This window comes from Pantoea sp. C1E2, from assembly GCF_056491465.1.
On the sequence record NZ_JBSZHT010000002.1, the window covers coordinates 3010226 to 3028704 of the forward strand.

Sequence of the window (18479 nt, forward strand, 5' to 3'; positions counted from 1 at the left end):
AAACCACGCTACCGCCCCTGGCTTAACGCTACCAGTACACTTACCTTTTCTTAGTACAAAAAAGTTTGGGACCCAGATTTTCATTAACAAATAATGTTGTTAAGGCGTAGCAAATAGAACTGTAAATGATTTTCGTACGTTGAATGTCCAGTTACAAGCGTTAAAGACACCCTATGTGGTTCGTCTGTCGAAAAATTGCCTCATAATAATTTAACCGGTTAATTTCCACTCGTTTATGAGATGGGGACATTACCCGTCAACTTTACACACGGATTCGTATGACACTCAGTATTGATGGTATTAGAGAATTTATCTGAAAAAAATGGGGTAGTCACGAAGACTTATGCCTCAGTGACTACCCCAATATCATTGTATGGCTAGGTAAAAATAGTTAGCACAACGAGATTAATCAACTGAATCCATTTGGATTTTTAGATTGCCAGTTCCACGTGTCGCGCATCATCGCGTCGATCCCACGTGTCACGCGCCAGTCCAGCTCATTGTTTGCGAGCGTCGCATCTGCCCAGAACGCTGGCAGATCGCCATCACGGCGTGGTTTGAACTCAAACGGAATTGCCTTACCGGAAGCCTTCTCGAACGCCTTGATCATCTCCAGCACTGAGAACCCTACTCCGCCGCCAAGGTTATACGCTTTATAACCAGTGACTTTCGGCAGATGGTCCAGCGCCTTCAGGTGCCCTTCGGCCAGATCCACCACGTGGATGTAGTCGCGCTGTGCAGTGCCGTCTGGCGTGTCGTAGTCATCGCCAAACACGCCCAGCTTCTCCAGACGACCAATCGCCACCTGCGCGATATACGGCAGCAGGTTGTTAGGGATACCGGTTGGGTCTTCACCAATCTCGCCAGACTCATGCGCGCCAACCGGGTTGAAGTAGCGCAGCGCGATGGCTTTGAAATTCGGGTCAGCTTTCGCGAAGTCGCGCATCACGAATTCGATCATCAGCTTAGAGGTACCGTACGGGCTGGTGGTGCCACCGATTGGCGTAGTTTCCACGTAAGGAACCGGTGCATCGGCGCCGTATACAGTCGCTGAGGAGCTGAAGATAAAGTTCCACACGCCAGCAGCGCGCATCTCTTCCAGCAGCACCACGGTGCCTGCCACGTTGTTCTCGTAGTATTCCAGCGGCATGCGCGTGGATTCGCCCACGGCTTTCAATGCTGCGAAGTGAATGACTGCCGAGATGTCGTTGGCGGCAAACAGGTCACGCAGGCAGGCGCGATCGCGGATGTCGCCTTCAACGAACACCGCTTTCTTGCCAGACAGCTTCTCCACGCGATTAACCGCTTCGCGCGAAGCGTTGCAAAGGTTATCCAGGACCACAACGTCGTCACCGCGCTCTAACAGCGCCAGCACCGTATGGGAGCCGATGTACCCTGCTCCGCCCGTTACCAAAATAGCCATGTGTACTCCTTTAAACCGCGCAAGCGGCGCGGCATGAGAATGGATTATTTCGCCAGGATTTTCTGGATAGCTTCGCGGAAATCACGACCCTGCGCGTTGTTACGCAGACCGTAAGAAACGAAGGCCTGCATGTAGCCCATTTTTTTACCACAGTCGAAGCTGGTACCGGTCAGCAATTGTGCATCTACCGGTTTTTTCTTGCTGAGTGATGCGATGGCATCGGTCAGCTGGATACGGCCCCATGCGCCAGGCTCGGTATTTTCCAGCTCTTGCCAGATATCCGCAGACAGCACATAACGACCGACCGCAGTCAGGTCTGAATCCAACTGGCCCGCTTCTGGTTTTTCAACGATGTTGGTGATCGTGCTGATGTCGCCTGGGTTATCGATTGGCTGCTCGGTGGTCAGAACACCGTATTCGGTCAGGTCTTCGCCCGGCATGTGTTTCGCCAGCACCTGTGAGTGACCGGTTTCTTCGAAACGAGCGACCATCGCCGCGAGGTTGTAGCGCAGGTGGTCAGCGGTTGAGTCATCCAGCAGCACATCTGGCAGCACCACCACGAACGGGTTATCACCGATCATTGGACGTGCACACAGCACAGAGTGGCCGAGGCCCAGCGGGTTCGCCTGACGCACGTTCATGATAGTCACGCCAGGAGGACAGATTGATTGCACTTCGCTCAGCAGCTGACGTTTTACGCGTGCTTCAAGCAGCGCTTCCAGCTCATAGGTGGTGTCGAAGTGGTTTTCCACTGCATTTTTGGAAGCATGGGTGACCAGCACAATCTCCTTGATGCCCGCCGCCACACATTCGTCAACGATGTATTGAATCATTGGTTTGTCGACGATTGGCAGCATCTCTTTCGGGATAGCTTTTGTTGCAGGGAGCATATGCATACCGAGACCCGCAACCGGGATTACTGCTTTAAGCTTGGTCATATTTATTCCATTTCATGAAGTGAATACGTGGGGTCGATTATGCAGGATCGGCCGGTGCAGCAAGTATAATCTTTATCTGAAAATCCGGCACTAACTCTCTGTCACGCCATCAGAAATCGCCAAAAAGCCTGGCTGCCGCTTCGCCTGACACTGCGAAAATGAAACCGCTAAACTGCTGAAAAACAGTGAGGGATTGTTGGTAAAAGCACGGATGATAAGACCATTGATTTGCAGAATGCAGGAGGAGGATTTTGACGAGGGTGCTCGGGTTTTAATGACGCCATGCCATGTACCGCGACGCATGATAGCCAGCAAAAAACGTAGCGGCGCGATTTATCGCGCATGTCGGCAGCATCACTGCGGCCAGAACGTGCCATAAATGGCACCGCTACGGATTTTTGCGAGGATTGATGGTAAACGCTTACAGCCAACCCTCAAACCACTCCGGCATCACAAACAAGTTGAAGTGATTGACCAGCAGCATCAGGCCGACAAACACCACCGACACCGAAACCCACTGACGGGCATACGGCATAAAACGTATGCCAATCACCGGCTTGATGAAGAACGGATGGGCGAAGGCGGAGATCAGCACCTGCGAGATGGAGAGCGTCAGCGCCACATACAGCACGTTCGGCCAGATGTAGGTTGTCGCTAACACCACTACCACCACCAGACTGGCGACGATATTCCAGTAGAACTCGACGTTAGTCTTGCCGTTTGCCTGCGAAATCGCGCCGGTTAAGCCACCCATCGGACGCAGCATGCCGAACAGCAGCATCAGCGGAATCAGATGGTAAACCTGCTCATGCGATGCACCATACAGCACGCGCACAATCACTGGTGACAGAATGCCAATCGCCAGGTACATCACACTGCTGAACAGCATGATGACGAAGGTGCCTTTCAGGAACAGTTTTTTCAGCTGCTCCGGATCGTGCTGCTTCTCGGCGAAACGCGGCAGTGCCAGGCGGTTAATCACCGGCGATACCAGTTTCAGCGGCTGCAGAATCAGCTCTTTTGCCAGCGAGTAGATCCCCAGCATCTCCGCGCCCATCACTTTACCGACGATCAACGCATCCGCCTGGGTACGAAGCTGATTAATGGTCTGCGAACCCAGCTGGTAGATTCCGTAACGCACCGCGCTGATAAAGGTTGATCCTTCAAATTCCCACGTTGGACGCCACGACTTCTCACCGAAATAGATCATGCACAGGATGCGCGTGAAGGCATTGATGAACAGCCCAAGGATCGCCGCCGCCACCGTGAGCGAGGTGTAATAGAGCATCGCTACAGTACAGATAAACGCGAACAGCTTGGTGGCCATCTCAATCTTCGCCAGGGTCACCATGCGTTTGGATTTCACATAGTGCGCCTGATACTGCGACAAATGTCCCAGCACCAGGAAGTTGAGGCTGGTGAGCATGATCAGCCCGGTGAGTTCTGGCAGGTGATAGAACCACGCCACCGGGAAGGCAATCGCCAGCATAATCAAACCGGTACATAAGCTGAGCGAGACGTTGACCCAATAAATCGTACTCTGCTGGCGGCGATTGATGTCCTGGCGATGCACGATGTAGCTGCTCATCCCCATATCCTGCAACACCGTCGCCACTGCCAGAATGGCGTTGATAATTGCTAATAAACCTAACTCATGTGCTTCCAGCTTACGCGCCAGAACGCTGAGCTGTAATACCTGCAGCAATGCCGCGAAGCAGGTACTGCCAAACAGCCAGACGGCCTGTTTTTTTAATCCGCTCACACCATGCGCTCCAGAATTTTGGCCAGCTCACCATAAGCGATGTGCTGATTGAACTCGGTTTCCACTTTGTGTCGTGCGGCAGCCACCACCGGCGCGACATCGACATCACCACGCGACAGGCGCAGCAGCGTGTCCGCCAACTCCTCGGCATCGTTTTCGGTGACCAGCCAGCCGCTGACGTTGTTCTGAATCAGCTCCGGGATGCCGCTGTGATAGGTCGAGACCACCGGTAATCCCACCGCCATCGCTTCCATTAACGCCACCGGAATGCCTTCCATATCACCATCAGCTGCGGTTTTGGACGGCAGCAGGAAGATATCGGCATCGTTCAGCGCCTGACGAATCTCATCCTGCGGCTTAAAGCCCGGCATGGTGACAAACGCTTCCAGTCCGGCGCGCGCGATGTGTTCGCGCATCATGCCGTCCTGCTCACCGTTACCGATGATGGTGAACTCAAACTGCCCACCGTTGTTACGCAGGATTTCACTGGCTTTCACCGCCACGTCTAAGCCTTTCTTCTCGGTTAAACGCGCCACCGAAACGATACGCAGTGGCTGATGAAACGCCTCACGCGGCCTGAAGTTAAACTTCTCGGGCTCGATACCCATGCGCGTGACATGCACCTTCTCACGCGGGCAGCCCATTTCGATCAGCTTGTTCTCCCACAGATGGCTGATCGGCAGCATCAGTTCGCTCTGTTTGAACAGATTGACGTAATCGAGCTTGTGCTCTTCGAGAATGTGGCGGCGCGAGATATCCGCGCCGTGGAACACCGTGGCCTGCTTGCCTTTCAACACGCCGAGCTCACGCAGTTTGTTGGCCAGCGCACCGGCATAGCCAAAGTGCACCAGGAACACATCGGCGGTGAAGGTTTGCTTCGCGTTGGCGACAATCGCTGGCAGCAGCAGCTTTTTCGCCTGCTGGCCGTAGCGCCCGACATTAAGCGATTTAAGCAATGCCGGCTTGGCAATTTTCGGTAGCATCAAGCCAATCCGCTGCGTCAGCTTATCGAGATTCGAAACTTTCTCTTCCGGCAGTAAATAGTGAGTCTTCGCCGCCAGATTGTAATCATCGAACGCAGCGTGGCGATTGATCATATCGCCTGGAAACACGGAGATAATCTCCACGTCATAGCCTGCATCGATGAAATGCGTCACCTGATTGAGGACAAACGTCTCAGAGGCAACCGGAAAACGCATGGTGAAAAAGGTCAGCTTCATCACTTACCCCAGCACGTTGAGAATTTCTGCCGTAATGCGGTTGCCAATTTCACGCTCCTGCTCCACCGCGGTATCCACTTTGCGCTTCACGTTGTCGTAGTCGGCCAGCACGGTTTGCACTTTGTCGATCAGCGAACCATCCATCAGGCTCTGCACGTCGGTGGCCATCTGCGGCAATCCAAGCTGCTTCATCACGCCAAGCGATTTGTGCTCGTAGTTGATGGCAACGGCTGGCGTACCGAAGTTCATGGAGATGATGGCGGAGTGCAGGCGGGTGCCGATTGTCAGGTGACAATGGCTTAGCAGGATGCCGAGTTCGAGGTCGTTGAACTCGTCCATGATGACATGGTAATGCTCAGGATTATCGACGTGGTCACGCAGCGTCAGCGCGACCATACGGTCGTCTTTGGCGTAGCTGTCGATGCCGGTACAGGTAGAGAAAGCCACCACCTGATAGCCCTCGGCAATCATCGCGTTGATGACCTTACCGAAAGCCGCTTCGTACTCTTTCTGCGTCACGCCAAGACGTTTATCGAACGGTGCCAGTTCACGCACGGTAATGGCGATGGTTTTACGTGCGCTGATGATGTTTTTCCAGTGCAGCAGGTTGTGGCTTGGGTTCTCCACCTCACGTGCTTTCACCAGGAAGGCGGTATCCACGCCCTTCTTCACGCGGCTGGTGGTGACGCCGTCTTGTTTCAGGCGGTCAAAGCTGACTTCTTCTCGAAGCACCAGACTGTCGACGCGATCAAACACGAAGTTGGCCAGTGCATTCACACGAGGATTCTCAAACGGGCCGACAGAGTGACCGACCATGTGCAGCGGCTTTTTCGCCATCAACGCACAGAGCGCGTGGTCAAACTGCGTCACACCATACAGATCGACGAAGAACGAACCGCCCACCTGAATTATCGCGTCATACTGTTCCAGGCTTTTGGTGAACTGCGCCAGATGTGGCGGCACGGAAAACGATTTGTATACGCCACCTTTGCCCAGATGCGCCATCATGATTTCAGGCATCAGACGATTGGCCACTTTACGTTTGACGCTGCCCACCAGCCCTTTCGCTGATTTGCTGTTATGCAGAAACAGGGAGTCTTGCTGAATATCCTGTTGCAATAAGTACCCGGAGCTTGTTGGATAACGACTGATTACGTCAATATCGAGGTCGCCACGCGCAGACTGCAAAGAGTCGATCAGTCCACGTAAAATCGCGCCATCCCCACGATTTCCACAGGTATGGTTTCCCACCAATAAAATCTTCATAAACACTCCAGATAAATTTTTTTAATTTTTACAAGCCACGCCATTTCCTGAACGGGCAAAGTGAACTCTGCATTAAAAAACTGCAATGGGAACAATGCCCAAAATAGAAAATCTGTCCTCAAACGGGCGACCTGAAGGCCGCTCCCAACCTCTTTCTGAAGAGGGCGCAAACGGCTGCGCCCTCTCCGGTTACTGCATTACGACTTCACTGCAAAATAGGGTAACGCCACCTGCTCACCGTTGATCACCACCGAGACAAACCCCTTCGGCTCACGTGTATCCACCTGCTCCGGTTTCAGCGCACGTGAGGCGAGCAGCAGATCGCCCTGCTCATTGCCGCCGATCCCCGCTTTACCGTTGTGCAGGCTAAAGCGCTGCGGTGCCTGCTGGCTGCCGCTGGTGGGATTGCCTTTGTCCATTTTGGCGTCCACGCGGGCACAGCGTCCGGTGAGGAAGCGATCCTTCGCGGTGCTCTTAATCAGCACCACCGCCGTTGGCATCCAGCCAGCCAGTTTGACGAACACTTTGGCATCCGTATCACTGCGCGGATCGAAGCGCACTTCCAGCACCGGCGAACTGCCCTCTGCCGACCAGCTGGCTTCGGCATTTTTGGTTTTGCGTTGCAGATGAATCACCGCGCGTCCACCGGTGGATTTACCGCCAATGGGATCCATCAGCGGCTGATTCATAGTGCCGTTGTTAAACTGCGACTGACCAAACACCTCGATTTCCCAGCTATCACCCACCGTCGGCGAGTAGAAGTTACCTAACTCGAACCAGGTCTCTTGATTGGTGTTATTACTGAGGCGGAAACGCGAAGTGATGTAGTTGTATTTCAGGCTGCCATCGATGGCGACGCCGTAGGATTCGACGCGCGTCGAGCCCATCTCCCACATGCTCAGCCAGGGTTTGCCCTGCAGCGAGTTGTCGATCCAGCTGCCGGATTGCAGATTGGTTTGACGCATGTTGAGGCGCGAGTTGTGAGCAATCAGCGGATTTTTGCAATCTTCCAGACTCAGCGCATCGATGATCCACTGCCCGTCGGAGATATCTCCAGGATGCTCAGTGTGTTCAATCCAGCCATTATGAATGATCGACTGACCACAACGCGGCAGATTAAGCACCATGCCACCGGAGCAGTGCTGCGCATTAAAATTGGAGAGTTCAATCGCGGTGCTATGATCCCAGACGCCGATCTTCTGCCCGGACCAGGTGGCTTTTATCACATCACCGGTACAGGTTTCGGCATACCACTGGTCGATTTTACAATCCAGCGTATCCATCAGGCTCAAACAGACGCCGCCCACGCGATTAAAGCGCAGACAGGCGCCACGGAAGAACTGACCGCCCGGACAGGTATTGTGGAACAATCCCTGCTTATTCGGACGCTGGTCGTTATTGCCGTTGAAATTGAGGTTAGAGATTTCGGTCCAGCGGGCGTTAACCGAGAACACGAATTCCGAGCGACCATCCGAAACCAGCGTGGTGGCCGGGAAGTAACCGAAGTTCACCATCGCGCCGGAAATACGGAAGAAGCGCAGTTGTTCATCGCCGAAATCGCAGGCGGAAACAAAGAAGGTACCGGCCGGGAACTGCACGCAGATCGGTTGTTCGGCATCTCTCGACCAGTGATACATCGCTTTGATGGCTGGCGCGGCATCGGTTTTGCCATCGGCAATCGCGCCAAAATCAAACAGCGTCAGGCGGTTGAAATCTTCTACCACGCGACGCCAATAGAAACCGTTACCGGCGAAGATCACCCCACCATCTTCTTTGCCGTCGCCGTAAGTGCCGACAAACTCGCCGCCGCCCACTTCCAGCCCTTCGTGCCAGCTTTTCAGCTTGATTTTGGCACCGGCAAACAGCGGACGCGTTTTGCGCAATTCTTCAACAGAAGGGATTTCGCCAATCAGCTGATAGCCATTGGGCTGCGCCAGGCGCTGACTGAAATTGCTCTGATTCGGTCGCGAAACATCCGTAATAGAAAACAGCGTATTACCCTGATTGTCTTCCACCACCATCGAGTGCGCGGGATCGGCAATCAACGCCGCATTATCGTGGATGAACTGCGCAAAGTTGCCCTTGTTCAGCGCAATCGGCTGGCTGATTTGCGAGACTTTGCCTTTGGCATCGCGCAGGAATACCGGAATCTGGTTGCCCGACTGGCTGGCATCGCTACCCGCTTTCCCGATCCACAGCTTGCCCTCAAAGTTCTGCCAGAACTGCGGCGGCATGGTGTAGACGTTTTCCGGCGTTAAAATCGGCACATCGCCCTGCGGCACGCTGGACGGATCGACCGATTTGAGCGCAGGTTGACCACTTTTTGCGGCGTAGCTGGAAAATGCACTCACTGAGAGCGCGGCAACAATGGAGGAGGCTGCGGTCTGCAAGACTTCTCTTCTTTTCATGCTTTCAATCCCGTGGTCATATTGGGCCATGAGGCCGTAAGTGTGATCCCGGAGGCATTAAGCCGTCATACTTCACGCCACAGGCGCGTTGGCGGCATGAATGATGTGGCTAAACCAGTGCCAGCCAGCTTTGTTTGATCTGATTACCGTCAAACTTCAGCGCCGTTTCTTTGGTTTTTTCGCTCATGGCGTAGAACAGGCTATCGTCGCTCGCCAGCTGTTCCATCCGCGCCAGAAACGTTGATTTGTCATTCATCGGCACCAGGAAACCATCTTCACCATGATTGATGATCTCCTGCGGGCCGGTTGGGCAGTCATAAGCCACCACCGGCAAAGACCAGGATTTCGCTTCGAGCAACACCAGCGGCAAACCTTCATAGCGCGAGGTCATCAGCGCCATGTCGCTATCGCGGTAGTAATCGTTGATATTGCTGACTTTGCCGACGAAGTTAACGCTGTTGGTAACGCCCAACGCCGCGGCCTGATCGTGCAGCTGCTGACGCAATTCGCCATCACCGGCAATCACCAGCTTCCATTCGGGATGGGTCTTGCTGAAGTCAGCCCAGATATCCAGCAGCAGGTCGAAGCCTTTCTGATGATCCAGACGCCCCACCGCCAGCGCCTGGCGGCTGCGGCTCTGGCGCTGAAATGCTTTGTACACCACTGGATTGGGGATCTGCTTGCTGGCGATATTCCAGCGATTGAACACCTGGTGATCTTTATCCGTCAGAACGATGACCTGGTCGTAATAGCGCAGCAGCATCCACTTCAGCGCTTTAATAGGCTTGCTGAAAGAGTTAATGGCAATGTGTTCGCAGGCGTAGGCTTTAAAGCGTTTTTTCTTCAACGCCATCAAATTCCAGAAGGCGAACATCACGCTCAGGCGGCCCATGCTGATCAGGAATACACTGTCGAAGCCTTCCTGATGAATGCGCGCCACGGCGCTTTTAATCGGGTTGCTGTGCCCTTCAAAGCTGACTATCTCTTTAACGCGATCGAACGGATAAAAGGTTTTGCCGTGTCCTTCCAGCGAATAAATGGTGACGGCGTGCTGCTCTCCGAGGCACTCCGACATGAAATTACAGATGTTTTCCGTACCCGCGTACGAGTAGGCATCCTTAATCACTAAAACGATCTTTTTCATAAAACGCTTTCCACCTCAAAATTTGAACTTAAGGCCCAAATCCTTCGCGCTGTCGACGCGGCGACAACGCGAAAGATACAGGGTCTTAACGATGTTTCAGGGTGAAGAGAACGCCGTTCACCATATACCAGCCGTAATAGTAATAGATTTTTAACGGATTGTTTTTATAGATAATTCTTAATAATTCGAGGTGCCATTTCGCCGCTTTATTCTTGTTGCGCGAGAGTGAATCGCCCAGCTCGTAATAGTTGACCAGCGTCTTCTGGATCACCCGAGCTTGTTTGTAGCGGAGGAACAGTTCGTAGAGGAACAGGAAATCTTCATGTCCTTTACGCTGGAAGAAGATGCCCTGAGGAGGACGGCGGAAACACACAGAAGAGAAGCAGACGCGATACTGCTTCTTCACGAAGTTTTCCTGCTGCAGATAGGGTTTGCTGTAGAGAATATCGTGGTCGGCACTTTTGGTTTTGTAGTGGTAATGCGTGATGACAAAGTCATCGCCTGCCGCAATTGCCGCAGTCTGTTCGGCGAGCTTGTCAGCGTGCCACTCGTCGTCGCTGTCGAGGAAAGCAATAATCTCCTCTTTCGCCGCGCGCAGGCCAACGTTACGCGTTTCCGCAGCACCGAGGTTGACCTCATTATTGAGGATCGTAATCCGCGCGTCCGTGCAGTGCTCACGCACAAAGGCCAGCGAATCATCGGTGGACTGGTCGTTCACCAGGTAAAGGTGCCAATCGCTGTAGGTCTGATTGACGATCGACTCAACCGCACGCAATACGGTTTTACGCGCGTTATACATCGGCATCACAATACCGACGGTGCCAACATGATTTGTCATTTGTATACCCGGAGTGTCAGGAACCAAAAAATTGCCCCCGATGTGGGAGCAAGTGAAATTTTTTAAAATGAATCAGGAAACGGCTCGCCCACCGGAGAAGCGCGATTTCACTTTATCGAGCAGGCGATTCATGAAGTAAGCGCGATTGTCACGGTTGGTCAGGAAGAAATAGCGCGCAAAACTCAGGCTGGCTAACAGCGATTTGCCGTCCATCTTGTAGCGCAGCGGCAGTTTGAACGCTTTATAGGTATGGATATCGCGCGCCGTCAGATGCGGCTTCATGGTATCCAGCCAGAAGAAGGAGTACTTCACCGATTCGCCTTTGTGCTTGGAACCAAATTTGGTCACCAGGTGATACGTTGCCAAAGGCTTGTCGATCATCACGAACGCGTAGCCCATGCGATCGGCGCGGATGCAGAAGTCATAATCCTGATGGCGAATGTAGCGCGCATCAAAACGGATTTTATCGGCGTCTTCGCGTTTCAATACAATGGTGCTGGTCTGAATGAAGCCGTAACAGCCAAACAGATATTCCGCCACGGTTTCGTTTTTACCCGGCGGCTGCATCGGCATCACTTTCAGGAAGCTACCATCCTGATGGATGTTCACCTGGCTGAAAATCACATAGCGCGATTTACCCTGTGCCTCCAGTTTGCTGATGGTGTCGTGCACGGTCAGCAGCTTATCGGCAGCCCATTCATCATCGGCATCCAGGAAGCTGATGAAATCGCCCTCAGCCAGCTCGATACCTTTGTTGCGGGCGCCCGCACCGTTCAGTTTGACCTGCGACAGCTCCAGCTTGATGTCCAGATCCTGATAACGCTCACTGCGTACGACCTGCGCCAGTTCGGCTGCATCAGCCGATTTGTCATCGACGATGATGACTTCAAAATTGCGATAGGTTTGCGCTTTGACGCAATCAAGCGTCGTGACAATTGATTTCGACGCGTTATACGCGGGGATTACAATTGAGAAGCGGATGTCCTGCATTGCCAGCACCTCTTAAACAGCTGTTCCAGATTTAACGGTAACGCGGACAGCCCTCAGAAAGGAATCGGCTTTGTTCTGAAAAATCATACCGTTATTTCTCTTTCTCATTGAGCTGCTGCGATCCATCACGGAAGTTCCTAAGACTGTGCTGTGTGTATGTTCAAATTAAAGCTTCCTCTCCATAATTTGAGTGATGAAGAGGAAGAAAAAGGGGCGGATAATCCGCCCCTGAATATTACTTAGCTTTTAGTTTCTTTGCCGTATTCGTAGTTGTAGTAGTCGTAGCCATAACCGTAGGCATTCGACGCTTTACGTACCACGGCGTTAAGGATGACGCCTTTGATCTCAATACCGTTCTGCGCGAAGCGCTTGTAGCTGACATCCAACTCTTTGGTGGTGTTGGTTTCGAAACGCGCCACCATCAGCGACGTACCGGCCAACTTACCGATGATGGAAGCATCGGTGACCGCCAGAATTGGTGGTGTATCAATCAGCACCAGGTCGTAGTTCTTGCTCGCCCAATCCAGCAACTCGCTCATGCGACGATGCATCAGCAGTTCAGACGGGTTCGGTGGCACCTGACCGCGTGGCAGGAAATCAAAACCGTACACGCCTTTCTGAATCATCGTCGGTGAGAACTCGCTCTTACCGGACAACACATTGGAGAGACCCAATTTGTTTTCTGAACCCAGCAGCTCATGGGTATAACCACGGCGCATGTCACCATCGATGAACAGCACACGCTGGCCTGCTTTCGATACCAGAGTCGCGAGGTTGGCACAGATAAAGGTTTTACCAATACCAGGGCTGGCACCCGTAATCATAAGAATGTTGTTTTTGGCTTCCATCATCGCGAAGTGCAGGCTGGTACGCAGGCTACGAATCGCTTCGATGGAGAGGTCAGTCGGATTACCCAACGCCAGCAGCGTATTGTGCGGGTCACTCTTCTCTTTGTGACCGCGACGCGCCAGCGCTTCGGTATCTTTCTTACGTTGCCATTCTGACAGCGGTACGCTGGCATAGACGTTCATGCCCAGCTCTTCCAGCTGCTCAGGGTTCTCAATACCGTGGTGGAACAGCGCTTTCAGCAGCACCAGACCCACAGAGAGCATCAGACCCAGAATAAAGCTGGCAACGATAATCAGCAGTTTCTTCGGTGCCACCGGGCTACCGGCGGTTTCCGCACCGTCAATGATGCGCACATCACCCACGGTACTGGCTTTGCTGATGCCCAGTTCTTGCTGGCGATTCAGCAGCTGCATGTAGATTTCCTGACCTGACTGCACATCACGGGTCAGACGCAGAATTTCCTGTTGGGTTTGCGGCATACCGGCAATTTTCTTGTTCAGTTTTGCCTGCTCGTCTTCCAGGGTTTTGCGTTTTTCCAGCAGCGCGCGGTAAGTCGGGTGATCTTTGGTGTAGAGCTGAGACACTTCGGCTTCTTTGAAGGTCAGTTCATTCAACTGGCTCTGCACGCTAACAGATGAATCGAGCGCCGATTTCGCTTCCAGCGACATATCTACCGATTCATTCTGGCGGCGATAGGCGTTGAGCTTGTTCTCCGCATCATCCAGACCGGTGCGAACCTGTGGCAGCTGTGTGCGCAGGAACTCAAGGCTCTTCTCAGCCTGCTCAGATTTGCGATCCACGTTCTGCAGCAGATAGTTATTCACGATCTGGTTCAGTACGCGGCTCGCCTGCTCGGGATCTTCATCCTGGAACTCAAGGCCCAGCACACCGGTGGTTTTACCTTTGTCGGCAACAGTCAGTGCGCCCAGCACGTTTTTAATCGCCTGCAGGTCGCTCAACTTGGTGACGTTGAAGCTGGTGCCTTCGTCAGCCTGAATACCGCTGACCAGCATAGTGACATCACCGTGCTGCTCCAGCTGACCCACGCGGCCTTTGAACAGCTCATCGCCATCTTTGGTAACGGTGTAGGTCTGTGGACCGGTCACTTCCAGCTCGACGGTACGCTTGTCGATTGAGCGTGGAATTTCCAGACGCGAGATGGCAATTTGCGCTGGCTTATTGCCCATCAGGCGAGATAAACCTTTACCAATCACCGGGAAGTAATTCTGCTGCACCACGGTGTCCAGACCGAGGTCACTGACCGTTTTACCCAGCACCATACGCGATTCAACAATCTGAATTTCCGTATCAGATGCTGGCGTGGTTGGCAGCACATCCTGCAATTCATTCAGAACAGAAGCGGTATTCTTCTGTTCTACCTGAACCATGGCGTCAGCGCTGTAAATAGGCGTTGCAAACAGTGTGTAGAGCGTTCCTGCCAGCATGAAGAAGGCGGTAACGGCCACAATGATCCAACGATGATCAATCAGCTGTCCCACAAGATGCGCCAGATCCCATCCATTCGAATCTTCTTTTGGCGCGGTCATAACCTTGTTTTTAATATTCATGGATATTCCCAACTATCGGCTTAGTACGTTTACCCATTTCTGGGTAGCGTTTTCCAGTAACCCGTAGACCTCTTCAAAGGCCTCGCGACTTTTTTTGTACGGATCCGCAATTTCCTGTTGGTTGAGCCAGTGCCCAAGCAGCATGGTTTTCCCGCGAGCGGCTGGGTCGATACGATTCACCTGCTCAACGTGGCGCTTCTCCATTACCAGAATCAGGTCATAGTCGCGGCACATACTGGCCGTTAACTGCTGAGCATGATGGCCTTCCAGCGACACGCCGTGTTTGGCGGCGACATCGCTGGCAGTCTGGTCTGCCGGATAGCCCTTCAGGGCACCGAGCCCTGCAGAAGCCACCCGGGTTTTAGGCAGCGCGCGCTGGAACAGACGCTCCCCCGTAGGAGAGCGGCAAATGTTGCCGACGCAGACGACTAACACGGACTTGATCATGATTGAACCTAGTCAGACCAATTGCGGAAACGCAGAGCTGCGGAGCTTGCATCGTCGACACCAACGATGGTCGGCAGCAACCCGGAAATCACACGGTTCCAACGGGTAATTGGTGTAGCGGTGACGTAGACGATGTCGTACGGCTCCAGTTGGAATTCAGTGCCCATCACCATTGACGCCGCATCTTTGGTATTCAACTGATAGATGTTGGCGATCTTGGTGCGGTTGGCACCGCGAATAGGACGAATAACGAACACGCCGGTGGCATCAGAAGTGGTTTGATCCATTCCTGCCGCATTGCCCAGCGCTTCCGCCAGCGTCATGCCGCTGCGGTCCATCTTCAGCGTTGACTGCTGTTTCACTTCGCCCATGACGAAGACTTTCAGGTCATCGTTACGCGGGACGTAGAGAATATCGCCTGGATACAGCAGATGGTTCTGGCTCAGGTCGCCGTTTTGCATCAGCGCCTGCAGTGAAATACGTTGCTCTTTGCCCTGATGCGTCAGCACCACGTTACGCCAGTCAGCATCGGCGGCTAAGCCACCGGCGGCGTTAACGGCATCGAGCACGGTAAGCGGTACGTTGGTAATCGCCTGCTGTCCTGAGGTGGTCACCGAACCGGTCACGTAGGTTTTCTGTGAGCGGAACGCTGCAATATTGACATCAACCTGAGGACTTTCAATGTACTGGGCAAGACGACGCGCAATTTCAGAGCGAATCTCGGTTACCGAGCGGCCTGCTACACGGACTTTACCAATGTACGGGTAGAAAATAGTGCCATCGGCCTGTACCCAGTTACCGGTGTCACTTGAGCTACGATATTGGCCCGCTGGTGTGGTCAATTCCGGGTGGTCCCACACGGTGACGTTAAGCACGTCGCCGACGCCCACGCGATATTCGTAGCTCTGAATTTCGGTTTGCAGCGCCGGATTGGCCTGTGCAACCAGTGGCTTCGGTCGCATCTGTTCAACCAGACGCGGCGTCAGCGGGAAGACGTTTACATATTTATCGATGTCAAAGTTGCTATCCTGTTGCTCAATGACATCTTTTCCGCCAGTGGAAAGGTGCGAACCTGGTTCAATGGTGCACCCGGAGAGAAAAGTCGCGGATACCAGTAAAGGTATCAATTTAATTTTCATTATCATCTGATTCTTCGCTATCAGTTAATGATTGATAGAGGCGAAAACGCCGCTGTGTAGCGTCTTATAAAAAAATAAAACTGACGGGTTAAACACTGAAACTGTGGGTCATTATTATTCGCTCCCTTGGTTTTTATGTTGTCACCGTGCCCTGAGACGACATCAAGTAAAGTCGGTGATTACCCTGCCGGCAAATCACCGACTCTATTCAGGCTCGATAGTGGCAGTTGTCAGTTAAGGCACTCCCAGCACCGGCACTTCAGACGGGGATAATGATTTCGTCCCCTGCCCTTCATCTATCAATAAGCGCCATCGCGTTTCAGCACGACACCCACTGTCTTAAACAGGATCGCGATGTCATTCCACAGCGACCAGTTTTTGACATACCACGAATCGAAATAGACGCGCGTTTCATAGTCAACATCGTTACGACCGCTGACCTGCCACAATCCCGTCATGCCTGGCTTCGCCATCAGGTAATAATCAACATCACCGGCATAACGACAGAGTTCGTCTTCAATTACTGGACGTGGGCCTACCAGGCTCATGTCGCCGCGTACCACATTCCACAGTTGCGGCAGTTCATCCAGACTGGTTTTACGGATGAAGTGGCCAACTTTGGTAATACGCGGGTCGTTCTTCAGTTTGAAATCTTTATCCCACTCGGCGCGAGCGACGGGATCGGTGCGCAGCACTTCTTCCAATACCTCTTTCGAGTTGATCACCATCGAGCGGAATTTAAGGCATTTGAATTTGCGGCCGTTCATGCCGACACGTTCGTGCCCGTAAATCGGCGGACCGCCGTCGCGTCCAACCATAAAGCCGAGAACCAGCAACGCCGGTGACAGCGCAAGAATGATGCCGAGAGCGCCAACAATATCGAAAGCACGTTTCAGGAAGCGAGACGTGCGTTTCGCCAGATTGTTGTTCACGCGCAGGATCATCACTTCATGGCTGAAGATGTAAGCCATGTCGGTGCCGTACAGCGGTACACCGCGCAAAGTAGGAATCACAGAGACTGAACGGCAGTTGTGCATCGCCAGCATTTTCAGCCAGTTGTCGCGATGATGACTCTGTTCAAACTCCACCGCCACGATGAACTGGGTTTCGCTGTGCGTCAGCTGCCACAACTCTTGCTCATTGTGCAGCACCGGTACGCCAGAGATGCTGGCCTGCGGACAGCTGCCATCCACATCGAAGAAGGCAATCACATCAAAACCCATCACCTCTTCACTTTGCAGCGCCTGCCAGGCTTCCTGCGCATTACGGCTGCTACCGATGATGATGGTTTGTTTTTTCCACATACCGAAGTGATTCAGTACGCGCTTAGAGATGGCGCGCGCCAGTGGAATTAAAATCAACGCCAGAATCCAGGTCGTGACCCAGACAAAGCGCGACAGCTGCCATTGCGATAATGCTGAAATTGACAAATCGATGACAGAGAAAATAAGAATGGTACGAAATATCTCTTTCAGCTCAAACCAGAATGGCTTGCGATAGGTGTAATGACGCAGGCGAACCCAGAACCAGCCTACGCAAATAACGGATAGACAAACATGGGTGGCGATTTTTAAGTGCAGGTATTTTTCAGATATATCTGCCAGTGGAGAATCTGTGAACGAATTAATCACCGCCAGAGCAATAAACAATGCCGCGTTGAAACAAATTAAATCCGAGCACGCCAGTAAAATTTTAGTGAGGAGACTTTTATATGTAATTTGGTTATCGCGCATATTTAACTCTTTTATTTTATTTCCCTAATCCCTAACGCCTCTGCCCTGTGTAATAAATGAGCGATATATCCACTGCAAGCGGGGAGGCAATCTGCGGCAAACGCTCCGATGTATATGCCAATTCTCTTTTTAGTAAAGCCAAAGAATTGCAATAAATACCAACAGATTAGTCTGACTTCCCTTGCCATGATGGCTGGCCTAATCTGAACGGAGAAAAGCACTTCAGGCACGCTACCGCCCTTGGCTGTCGCTGCCAATACCGCTGCAATCACATCTATTTTTATCGTGATCACTGAGATTATTCTTAGCCAGCGGCAGGCTAATCCCGTGCACGATCACAATTCACAACATTAAGAAGCTAAACAGCGCGCTATTAACAACATCGGCGCAGACATTTACTAACACGTTGCTATACTAGTTATTACTGGCTTGTTTACAAGTAGGCCCCGTGTCCCCTGCACTATTTTAGGAAAAAGACTACCAGCCATAAGTATTGATGCCATCCCTTTCAGCCCATTCCTGTGTAAAATTCAGAATAATTCGATACTCAGCTCCAGACTCCTTCGTATTAAAAACGTACGCAGGCCTGTGAAGATTAGAATTAATCGTCACTATCACGTTACGGTGAAGTTTATCCATACTTTCATCTTATCGACGAAATGCGTTTTCTCAGAATATGCCTAAAACCCAGGGCAATCCGCTGATATAGCGCGATGAACCCCATTTGTACCTTGCCTGCCGATTAACTATCATC

The 18479-nt window shown here is 52.5% G+C and carries 13 protein-coding genes; all 13 read right to left on the reverse strand.

The window, feature by feature from the left end:
• Positions 1-409: 409 nt before the first annotated feature.
• Positions 410-1423, reverse strand: coding sequence for a UDP-glucose 4-epimerase GalE (gene galE / locus ACXI0A_RS14475; protein WP_476148107.1), 1014 nt, complete (start codon positions 1421-1423; stop codon positions 410-412).
• Between the two features lie 44 nt (positions 1424-1467).
• The gene (galF, locus tag ACXI0A_RS14480) at positions 1468-2361 is read right to left on the reverse strand and encodes a UTP--glucose-1-phosphate uridylyltransferase GalF (protein WP_476148105.1); all 894 of its coding nucleotides are present in this window, start codon (positions 2359-2361) and stop codon (positions 1468-1470) included.
• A 421-nt stretch (positions 2362-2782) separates the two neighbouring features.
• Positions 2783-4123, reverse strand: a complete 1341-nt coding sequence (locus ACXI0A_RS14485; RefSeq protein ID WP_224931317.1) for a lipopolysaccharide biosynthesis protein — start codon at positions 4121-4123, stop codon at positions 2783-2785.
• Complete coding sequence (locus ACXI0A_RS14490) at positions 4120-5343, reverse strand: glycosyltransferase (protein ID WP_224931315.1); 1224 nt, start codon at positions 5341-5343, stop codon at positions 4120-4122. The genes ACXI0A_RS14485 and ACXI0A_RS14490 overlap by 4 nt, the downstream gene beginning before the upstream one ends.
• A 3-nt stretch (positions 5344-5346) precedes the next feature.
• The gene (gene wcaK, locus ACXI0A_RS14495) at positions 5347-6609 is read right to left on the reverse strand and encodes a colanic acid biosynthesis pyruvyl transferase WcaK (RefSeq protein ID WP_224931313.1); all 1263 of its coding nucleotides are present in this window, start codon (positions 6607-6609) and stop codon (positions 5347-5349) included.
• Positions 6610-6806: 197 nt separating this feature from the next.
• Entirely contained in the window at positions 6807-9017 is a 2211-nt protein-coding gene (locus ACXI0A_RS14500; protein WP_476148102.1) for a phage tailspike protein, read from the reverse strand.
• 109 nt (positions 9018-9126) lie between these two features.
• Entirely contained in the window at positions 9127-10161 is a 1035-nt protein-coding gene (locus tag ACXI0A_RS14505) for a glycosyltransferase (protein WP_476148101.1), read from the reverse strand.
• 85 nt (positions 10162-10246) lie between these two features.
• Positions 10247-10999 carry a glycosyltransferase family 2 protein gene (locus ACXI0A_RS14510; RefSeq protein ID WP_224931307.1) on the reverse strand — a complete coding sequence of 251 codons (753 nt, stop codon included), beginning with the start codon at positions 10997-10999 and terminating at the stop codon, positions 10247-10249.
• Between the two features lie 72 nt (positions 11000-11071).
• Positions 11072-11989, reverse strand: a complete 918-nt coding sequence (locus ACXI0A_RS14515) for a glycosyltransferase family 2 protein (protein ID WP_224931305.1) — start codon at positions 11987-11989, stop codon at positions 11072-11074.
• Between the two features lie 239 nt (positions 11990-12228).
• On the reverse strand, positions 12229-14406 hold the full coding sequence (wzc, locus tag ACXI0A_RS14520; RefSeq protein WP_476148098.1) for a tyrosine-protein kinase Wzc: 2178 nt from the start codon (positions 14404-14406) through the stop codon (positions 12229-12231).
• Between the two features lie 12 nt (positions 14407-14418).
• Entirely contained in the window at positions 14419-14853 is a 435-nt protein-coding gene (locus ACXI0A_RS14525; RefSeq protein ID WP_224931301.1) for an arsenate reductase/protein-tyrosine-phosphatase family protein, read from the reverse strand.
• Positions 14854-14861: 8 nt separating this feature from the next.
• A complete protein-coding gene (locus ACXI0A_RS14530; protein ID WP_224931299.1) occupies positions 14862-15992 on the reverse strand; it encodes a polysaccharide export protein in 1131 nt (376 codons plus the stop codon).
• Positions 15993-16291: 299 nt separating this feature from the next.
• Positions 16292-17725, reverse strand: a complete 1434-nt coding sequence (gene wbaP / locus ACXI0A_RS14535) for an undecaprenyl-phosphate galactose phosphotransferase WbaP (protein ID WP_476148095.1) — start codon at positions 17723-17725, stop codon at positions 16292-16294.
• Between the last annotated feature and the right edge of the window lie 754 nt (positions 17726-18479).

Bases quoted from the DNA above. Each gene is read 5' to 3' on its own strand.
- ACXI0A_RS14525 (WP_224931301.1), bottom strand. From the start codon at position 14,853: ATGATCAAGTCCGTGTTAGTCGTCTGCGTCGGCAACATTTGCCGCTCT.
- ACXI0A_RS14510 (WP_224931307.1), bottom strand. From the start codon at position 10,999: ATGACAAATCATGTTGGCACCGTCGGTATTGTGATGCCGATGTATAAC.
- ACXI0A_RS14500 (WP_476148102.1), bottom strand. From the start codon at position 9,017: ATGAAAAGAAGAGAAGTCTTGCAGACCGCAGCCTCCTCCATTGTTGCC.
- wcaK (WP_224931313.1), bottom strand. From the start codon at position 6,609: ATGAAGATTTTATTGGTGGGAAACCATACCTGTGGAAATCGTGGGGAT.
- ACXI0A_RS14530 (WP_224931299.1), bottom strand. From the start codon at position 15,992: ATGAAAATTAAATTGATACCTTTACTGGTATCCGCGACTTTTCTCTCC.
- ACXI0A_RS14490 (WP_224931315.1), bottom strand. From the start codon at position 5,343: ATGAAGCTGACCTTTTTCACCATGCGTTTTCCGGTTGCCTCTGAGACG.
- galE (WP_476148107.1), bottom strand. From the start codon at position 1,423: ATGGCTATTTTGGTAACGGGCGGAGCAGGGTACATCGGCTCCCATACG.
- galF (WP_476148105.1), bottom strand. From the start codon at position 2,361: ATGACCAAGCTTAAAGCAGTAATCCCGGTTGCGGGTCTCGGTATGCAT.
- wzc (WP_476148098.1), bottom strand. From the start codon at position 14,406: ATGAATATTAAAAACAAGGTTATGACCGCGCCAAAAGAAGATTCGAAT.
- ACXI0A_RS14515 (WP_224931305.1), bottom strand. From the start codon at position 11,989: ATGCAGGACATCCGCTTCTCAATTGTAATCCCCGCGTATAACGCGTCG.
- ACXI0A_RS14505 (WP_476148101.1), bottom strand. From the start codon at position 10,161: ATGAAAAAGATCGTTTTAGTGATTAAGGATGCCTACTCGTACGCGGGT.
- wbaP (WP_476148095.1), bottom strand. From the start codon at position 17,725: ATGCGCGATAACCAAATTACATATAAAAGTCTCCTCACTAAAATTTTA.